Source organism: Mycobacterium sp. (assembly GCF_035697385.1).
Lineage (GTDB): Bacteria > Actinomycetota > Actinomycetes > Mycobacteriales > Mycobacteriaceae > Mycobacterium.
Genome location: NZ_DASSCY010000273.1, coordinates 1 through 6300 on the forward strand (window position 1 = coordinate 1; position 6300 = coordinate 6300).

General features: G+C 66.9%; 5 protein-coding genes and 1 pseudogene. 4 read left to right on the forward strand and 2 right to left on the reverse strand.

Going from position 1 to position 6300, the window contains the following annotated elements:
• The 4 genes and pseudogenes from VFH65_RS23205 to VFH65_RS23220 all read left to right on the forward strand — a co-directional run.
• Positions 1-303 (forward strand): annotated as a pseudogene (locus VFH65_RS23205) (glycosyl transferase); the annotation flags it as partial.
• Positions 304-359: 56 nt separating this feature from the next.
• Positions 360-1616, forward strand: a complete 1257-nt coding sequence (locus VFH65_RS23210) for a glycosyltransferase (protein WP_414688490.1) — start codon at positions 360-362, stop codon at positions 1614-1616.
• Positions 1617-1645: 29 nt separating this feature from the next.
• Positions 1646-3526, forward strand: a complete 1881-nt coding sequence (locus VFH65_RS23215) for an ArnT family glycosyltransferase (RefSeq protein WP_353324609.1) — start codon at positions 1646-1648, stop codon at positions 3524-3526.
• Positions 3523-3816 (forward strand): hypothetical protein, encoded by a 294-nt coding sequence (locus VFH65_RS23220; protein WP_353324611.1) that lies wholly within the window; start codon positions 3523-3525, stop codon positions 3814-3816. The genes VFH65_RS23215 and VFH65_RS23220 overlap by 4 nt, the downstream gene beginning before the upstream one ends.
• Here the strand turns inward: VFH65_RS23220 and VFH65_RS23225 are convergent.
• Together VFH65_RS23225 and VFH65_RS23230 are read right to left on the reverse strand one after the other, a co-directional pair.
• On the reverse strand, positions 3765-5054 hold the full coding sequence (locus VFH65_RS23225) for an MFS transporter (RefSeq protein ID WP_353324612.1): 1290 nt from the start codon (positions 5052-5054) through the stop codon (positions 3765-3767). The two genes, VFH65_RS23220 and VFH65_RS23225, sit on opposite strands and share 52 nt — an antisense overlap.
• The coding region (locus tag VFH65_RS23230; RefSeq protein WP_353324613.1) for an LLM class flavin-dependent oxidoreductase at positions 5051-6300 on the reverse strand (1250 nt) is incomplete at its 5' end. The genes VFH65_RS23230 and VFH65_RS23225, both read right to left, overlap by 4 nt.

Genomic DNA, 6300 nt, shown 5'->3' on the forward strand with positions numbered 1-6300 from the left:
GCCGTCGTCGGCTCGAACAACGCGGCAGGCTACCAAGTGGCCGGCGGCGCACCGGTGATGGCGATCGGCGGCTTCAACGGCACCGACCCCTCGCCGACGCTCGAGGAGTTCCATCGCTACGTCACCGACCGGCAGATCCACTACTTCATCCGCGGCAAGCTGATGATCGGGCACTGGGGAGGCCAGTCGAGCGGCAGCCGCGAGGCCGCGGGCATCGCCGAATGGGTGCAGACGCACTACGCCCCCCAGACAGTCGACCGGGTCATCATTTACGACCTCACCCAGGAGCAGAAGAACTCATAGGTGGGACATAGCTTCGCCCAACGCCGGACACAAGCTGCGCCTCAACTATGGGTGGCATGACAGACATCGCTCTCGATACGTGGAGTCATCGAAGCCAATTCGAATCGCGCCCGAACGCCGCTCTGGCCGCGCGGGCTGCGGGGGTGCCGGTACTCGACGTGGTGGTCCCGGTGTACAACGAGCAGGCTGCACTTGAAGATTCGGTGCACCGGCTGCATCGCTACCTTCGCGAAAACCTTCCCTTCGAGGCGCGAATCACCATCGCCGACAACGCCAGCGTCGATGACACGCCGCGCATCGCCGAGAAACTGTCCTCGGAACTTGCCGATGTGCGGGTGGTGCGGCTCGATCAGAAGGGGCGTGGCCGAGCGCTGCACGCCGTGTGGTCGACTTCCGACGCTCCGGTGCTGGCGTACATGGACGTCGACCTGTCCACCGACCTCGCCGCGCTGGCCCCACTCGTCGCGCCGCTCATCTCCGGCCACTCCGACCTAGCCATCGGCACCCGGCTGGGCCGCGGCGCTCGGGTGGTTCGCGGTCCCAAGCGTGAGATCATCTCCCGCTGCTACAACTTGATTCTGAAATCGACTCTGGCCGCGGGCTTTTCTGATGCTCAGTGCGGTTTCAAGGCGATTCGCAGCGACGTCGCGCACCAACTGTTGCCGCACGTCTCCGACACCGGATGGTTCTTCGACACCGAACTGCTGGTGCTCGCGGAACGTAGCGGGCTTCGGATCCACGAGGTTCCGGTGGACTGGGTGGACGATCCGGACAGTCGCGTCGACATCGTCGCAACCGCCACCGCCGACCTCAAGGGCATCGGGCGGCTGCTGCGTGGCTTCGCCAACGGATCGATTCCGGTGAACACGATTGCTGCGCAGCTCAGTTCGTCGCGGTCGGCCGCGGCACCAAAATCTTTGTTCCGCCAGGTGGTGCGGTTCGGTGCCGTCGGTGTGCTGTCGACAGCGGCCTATCTGTTGCTCTTCCTGCTGTTGCAGGGTTGGGCCGGCGCACAGGCGGCTAACCTGATCGCGTTGCTGCTCACCGCTGTCGGCAACACGGCCGCCAACCGGCGTTTCACCTTCGGGGCCGGTGGCCGATCCAATGCCACACGTCATCACATCGAGGGCCTCATCGTGTTCGCGATCGCCCTCACCATCACCAGTGGCGCACTCGGCGTGTTGCACGCCGTAGTTGCCCAACCACACCACCTGCTCGAGCTGGGCGTGTTGGTGGTGGCGAATCTGTTAGCAACGGTTGCACGGTTCGTCCTGTTGCGCGGTTGGGTGTTTCACCCGCGCCGGTCCCACTGACTCATCCACAAAGCAAAGGACATTGATTGATGACGCTCACTGCAGATGTTGCGCCGCAGACCGCGGAGGTACCGCATGATCCTCCGAAGCCGGGCTGGGTTCGTCCCGCCTTGCTGGCCTTGCTCGCCGGCACTGCCGTCCTGTACCTGTGGGGCCTTGGCTCCTCCGGCTGGGCCAACGACTACTACGCCGCCGCGGCGCAGGCCGGCACCCAGGACTGGACCGCTTGGCTGTTCGGCTCGCTGGACTCGGGCAACGCGATCACCGTCGACAAGCCACCCGCTGCGCTGTGGCTGATGGCGCTGTCCGGGCGGCTCTTCGGCTTCAGTGCCTTCACGATGCTGCTGCCGCAGGCGCTGATGGGGGTCGGTGCGGTCGCGCTGTTGTATGCCGCAGTGCGGCGCACCAGCGGTCCCGCCGCGGGCCTGATCGCCGGCGCTGCGCTGGCGTTGACACCGGTGGCTGCTTTGATGTTCCGGTTCAACAACCCTGATGCGCTGCTGGTGCTGATGCTCGTTGCGGCGGCGTACTGCATGGTGCGGGCCACCGCAACCGGGAGCACTCGCTGGATCGCCTTGGCGGGCTGCGCCGTTGGCTTCGCCTTCCTGACGAAGATGCTGCAGGCCGTTCTGGTGGTACCGGCCTTCGCGCTGGTGTTCCTGGTGGCCGCACCGGTTGGATTATGGAGCCGCATTTGGAAATTGCTGATTGCCGGTGCCTCGCTGATCGTGTCGGCGGGCTGGTACATCGCGTTGGTCAGCCTGTGGCCTGCCGACTCGCGGCCCTACATCGGTGGCTCCACCGACAACAGCCTGTTGCAGCTGGCGTTGGGCTACAACGGGATTGATCGCGTGGTCGGCGGGCAGGAAGGTCCCGGTGGCGGTGGAGGACCAGGTGGTGGACCCGGCGGCGCGCCCGGCGGTGCGGGCAACCTGTTCTTCGGTGGTGATCCCGGGATCGGTCGGTTGTTCGGTCAGTCGATGGGGACCGAGGCATCGTGGCTGCTGCCCGCCGCGCTGATCGGCCTGGCCGCCGGCCTCTGGTTCACCCGCCGTACGGCCCGCACCGGCCATGTCCGCGCCGGACTGCTGTTGTGGGGTGGATGGCTGCTAGTGACGGGCGCCGTGTTCAGCTTCATGGGCGGCATCATCCACCCCTACTACACGGTCGCACTGGCTCCGGCGATTGCGGCACTCGTGGGGATCTCGGTGCGAGAGTTGTGGCGCGGCAAGGAGTTCCTGGCGCCGCGGATCGTGCTGGCGACCATGTCCGCAACGACCGGCATCTGGGCGTTCGTCCTGCTGGACCGCACGCCGGACTGGTGGCCGGCATTGCGGTGGATCGTGCTGGCCGGATCGATAATCGTGGCATCGGTCCTCGCGGTCGGCGCGCACCGGTTGGGTCGGGCAACGGCTGTTGTCGCCGTGGGCGCAGTGCTCTTCGGTGCTGGCGCAACGGCGGCCTACACCATCGAGACGGCCACCAACACGCACAGCGGCCCGATGACGGTGTCCGGGCCCGCAACGGACCGTGGTTTCGACGGCCGGGGGCCAGGCGGCGGACAATCCGACAATGCCGCACTCGCCGCGTTGGTGGACGGTGTCGACAATCGTTGGGCCGCAGCCACTGTGGGGTCGATGACAGCGAGCAGCCTTGAATTGAAGACCGGGGCCTCGATCATGGCGATCGGCGGTTTCACCGGCTCCGACAACTCGCCGACATTGGCGCAGTTCCAGGCCTATGTCGCCGACGGCCAGGTCCGGTACTTCATCGCGAGCGACCGAGACGGCCCGCCGAGGGACAGGTCAGGCAATAGCAGCGAGATCACGACGTGGGTGCAGCAGAACTTCACACCAATCGATGTCGGAGGCACAAGTGTCTACGACCTGGAGAAAGGAAGCAACGCATGAAATTCAAACGACTGATCGCGGGCGCGGCCATAACCGGCGGCCTCGGGGCGGCGGCGCTGGGGCTCGGATCGGGCATGGCATACGCCGAACCGGCACACCCGGGACCCGGCCCGGTCGTGGTGCAGCCCCAGCGTCCGGATGTTCCGTGGCAGGACCGCGGCGGCTATGACCGCGCGGTCCGCGATCACCAGCCGTTCCAGTATCAGGGCAAATGGGTGAACCCGGTCTTTGATGCCGGTCACCAGGGCTGGGGGTTCTGGCTGGGTCCGATCTGGATTCCGTTGCTCTGAGACGACACCGACCCGACGGCCGCCCTGCCTCCCCCCGAGCAGGGCGGCCGTCGCTCATCGAGAGGCGGCGGCCACGGCACGAACCGCGGGATATAGCGGTACATGAACCCGCCGCCGATGGTCGACACCAGTCCCAGCCCCGCCACCGCCACTGCGAGCGGTGCGATGGTGGCGGCGGCTCCGACGGCCAAGGGGCCCAAGAACATTCCAGCATCGTGCGTCAGCCGCCAGGCGGCGAGGAACTCGACCCGCGTTGCGGGCGGCGCCACATCGGCGCCCAATGTCATGATCAGGCCGTTGCCGAAGCCGTTGCCAATTCCCATGACAACCGCCGAGACCGTGAGTGTCCAGAAATCGTCGGTGAACGGCAACGCGACGTACGAGACCGCGATGACCAGTAGCGAGGGCACGGCGATCGAGCGCCTGCCGTACCGGTCCATCAGCTGGCCTGCCGGATAGGAGCACAGCAGGTCGAATGCCGCCCCGACGCCGAAGATCAGCGAGGCCGAGGCGGCGTCGAGACCGATGTGATGAGCCCACAGCGGCAGCACCGCTTCGCGTCCCGCGCGGGCGGCTCCCATGAGTAGCGACCCGGTGCCCAACGTCGCCAACAGTGCACGGTGTCGCCGCAATATCGTTCCCAGCGAGACACCGCCAGGCGTCACGCCGTGGGCACGGGGCGGGTCCGGCACACGCGCCATCAGATAGCCGGAGACGACAATGCCGACGAGCTGGACGATGAACCCGCCGCGGGTACCGGCGCCGAGGATGACAAGGGCGCCGAGGAACGGGCCAACGAAGAACCCCAGACGCCACATCAATGCGAACGTCGCCATCGCCCGTGCGCGCATTTCGATCGGCACGACCTCGGCCAGGTAGCTTTGCCGAGCCAGCCCCCAAACGGCGGTCGAGAATCCGGACAGCACCGCTCCTATCGCGAGCACCGCCGGGGTCCACGCCACTAAGCACAGCGCCACCCCGAGCGCGCCTACGGTCGATCCGACGACGATTGACCGTCGCTCACCGAACCGTGCGACCACTCGGCCCGCCGGCAGGTCACCAAGCACGCAACCCAGCCCGAGAAGCGCAACGATTGTTCCGGCCACTGCGACCGAGGCGCCGAGGTCGCGGGCGAGCAATGCGATCACCGGCGCCCCGGCGCCCTGGCCGATTCCGAAGACGGCAGACGGGATGAAAACTGTTGTGACGAGCGGCCGCAGCGTTGCGCGCGTCGTCATGCGCTCGATTCGACCGCGGTCGGGGTGTAGCGGCTCGGGCGGTGCGCCAGGCCGTAGTGTTCCCGAAGCGTCTCCGCGGTGTAGCCGGTGCGGAACAGGCCGCGCCGCTGCAGGAGCGGGACGACGTGGTCGACGAAGTCTTCGAGACCGCCGGGCAGGTACGGCGGCATCACGTTGAACCCGTCCGCGGCGCCTGCGATGAACCACTCCTGCAGGTTGTCGGCGACCTGGTCCGGCGTGCCTGCGAAGGTGCGGTGGCCGCGCCCCCCGCCGAGCTTGGCGATCAGTTGCCGCACTGTAAGCGACTCGCTGGTCGCCAGATCCTTCACCAGTTGATATCGGCTCTTGTTGCCCTGAATCAGCTCGATCGGCGGCAGCGCAGGCAACGGTGCGTCCAGCGCGTGCGCGGTGAGGTCGACGCCCAGCATCTCCGACAGTTGTCGCAGCGAGTACTCCGGTGAGATCAAATCGGTGAACTGCTGCTCCAGCTCCTTGGCCTCCGCTTCCGTCGAACCGATGAACGGGACGATGCCGGGAAGGATCTTCACCTCGTCGCCGCTGCGGCCGAACTTCACCGCACGTGCCTTGACGTCGCGGTAGAACGCCAGCCCTTCCTCGATTGACCGCTGCGCAGTGAATATCGCCTCGGCATACCGAGCGGCGAAATCCTTTCCGCTCTCGGATGATCCAGCTTGGACCAGCAGCGGCCTGCCTTGCAGCGAGCGGGGTGAGTTCAGGGGCCCGCGCACACGGAACCGGTCACCCGCATGGTCGATGGTGTGTACTTTCGCCGGGTCCGCGAACACCCCGGTCGCGGCATCGAGGACGAGCGCGTCGTCTTCCCAGCTGTCCCACAACGCCGTTGCCACATCGACGAATTCGGCCGCGCGCACGTAGCGTCCGCTGTGGTCGGGGATGTGGTCGAGGCCGAAGTTGGCGGCTTCGTCGGCGCCTGCGGACGTCACGATGTTCCAGCCGGCGCGGCCGCCGCTGATGTGGTCGAGCGAGGCGAAGTTGCGGGCGAGCAGGTAGGGCTCGTTGTATCCGGTCGACGCCGTCGCGATCAGGCCGATGCGCTCGGTCACGGTGGCGAGCGCCGTGAGCAGCGTGATCGGCTCGAACTGGTTGGCCGGCCGGTGGCCACTCCCCCAGAGAACCGGGCCATCGGCGAGGAAGACCGCGTCGAGCTTGGCGGCCTCGGCCTTGCGGGCGAGCTCCTGGTACCAGGTGATGTCACCGACCCGCT

Coding starts and splice junctions, on each gene's coding strand:
- VFH65_RS23210 (WP_414688490.1), top strand. CDS start 360: ATGACAGACATCGCTCTCGATACGTGGAGTCATCGAAGCCAATTCGAA.
- VFH65_RS23225 (WP_353324612.1), bottom strand. CDS start 5,054: ATGACGACGCGCGCAACGCTGCGGCCGCTCGTCACAACAGTTTTCATC.
- VFH65_RS23220 (WP_353324611.1), top strand. CDS start 3,523: ATGAAATTCAAACGACTGATCGCGGGCGCGGCCATAACCGGCGGCCTC.
- VFH65_RS23215 (WP_353324609.1), top strand. CDS start 1,646: ATGACGCTCACTGCAGATGTTGCGCCGCAGACCGCGGAGGTACCGCAT.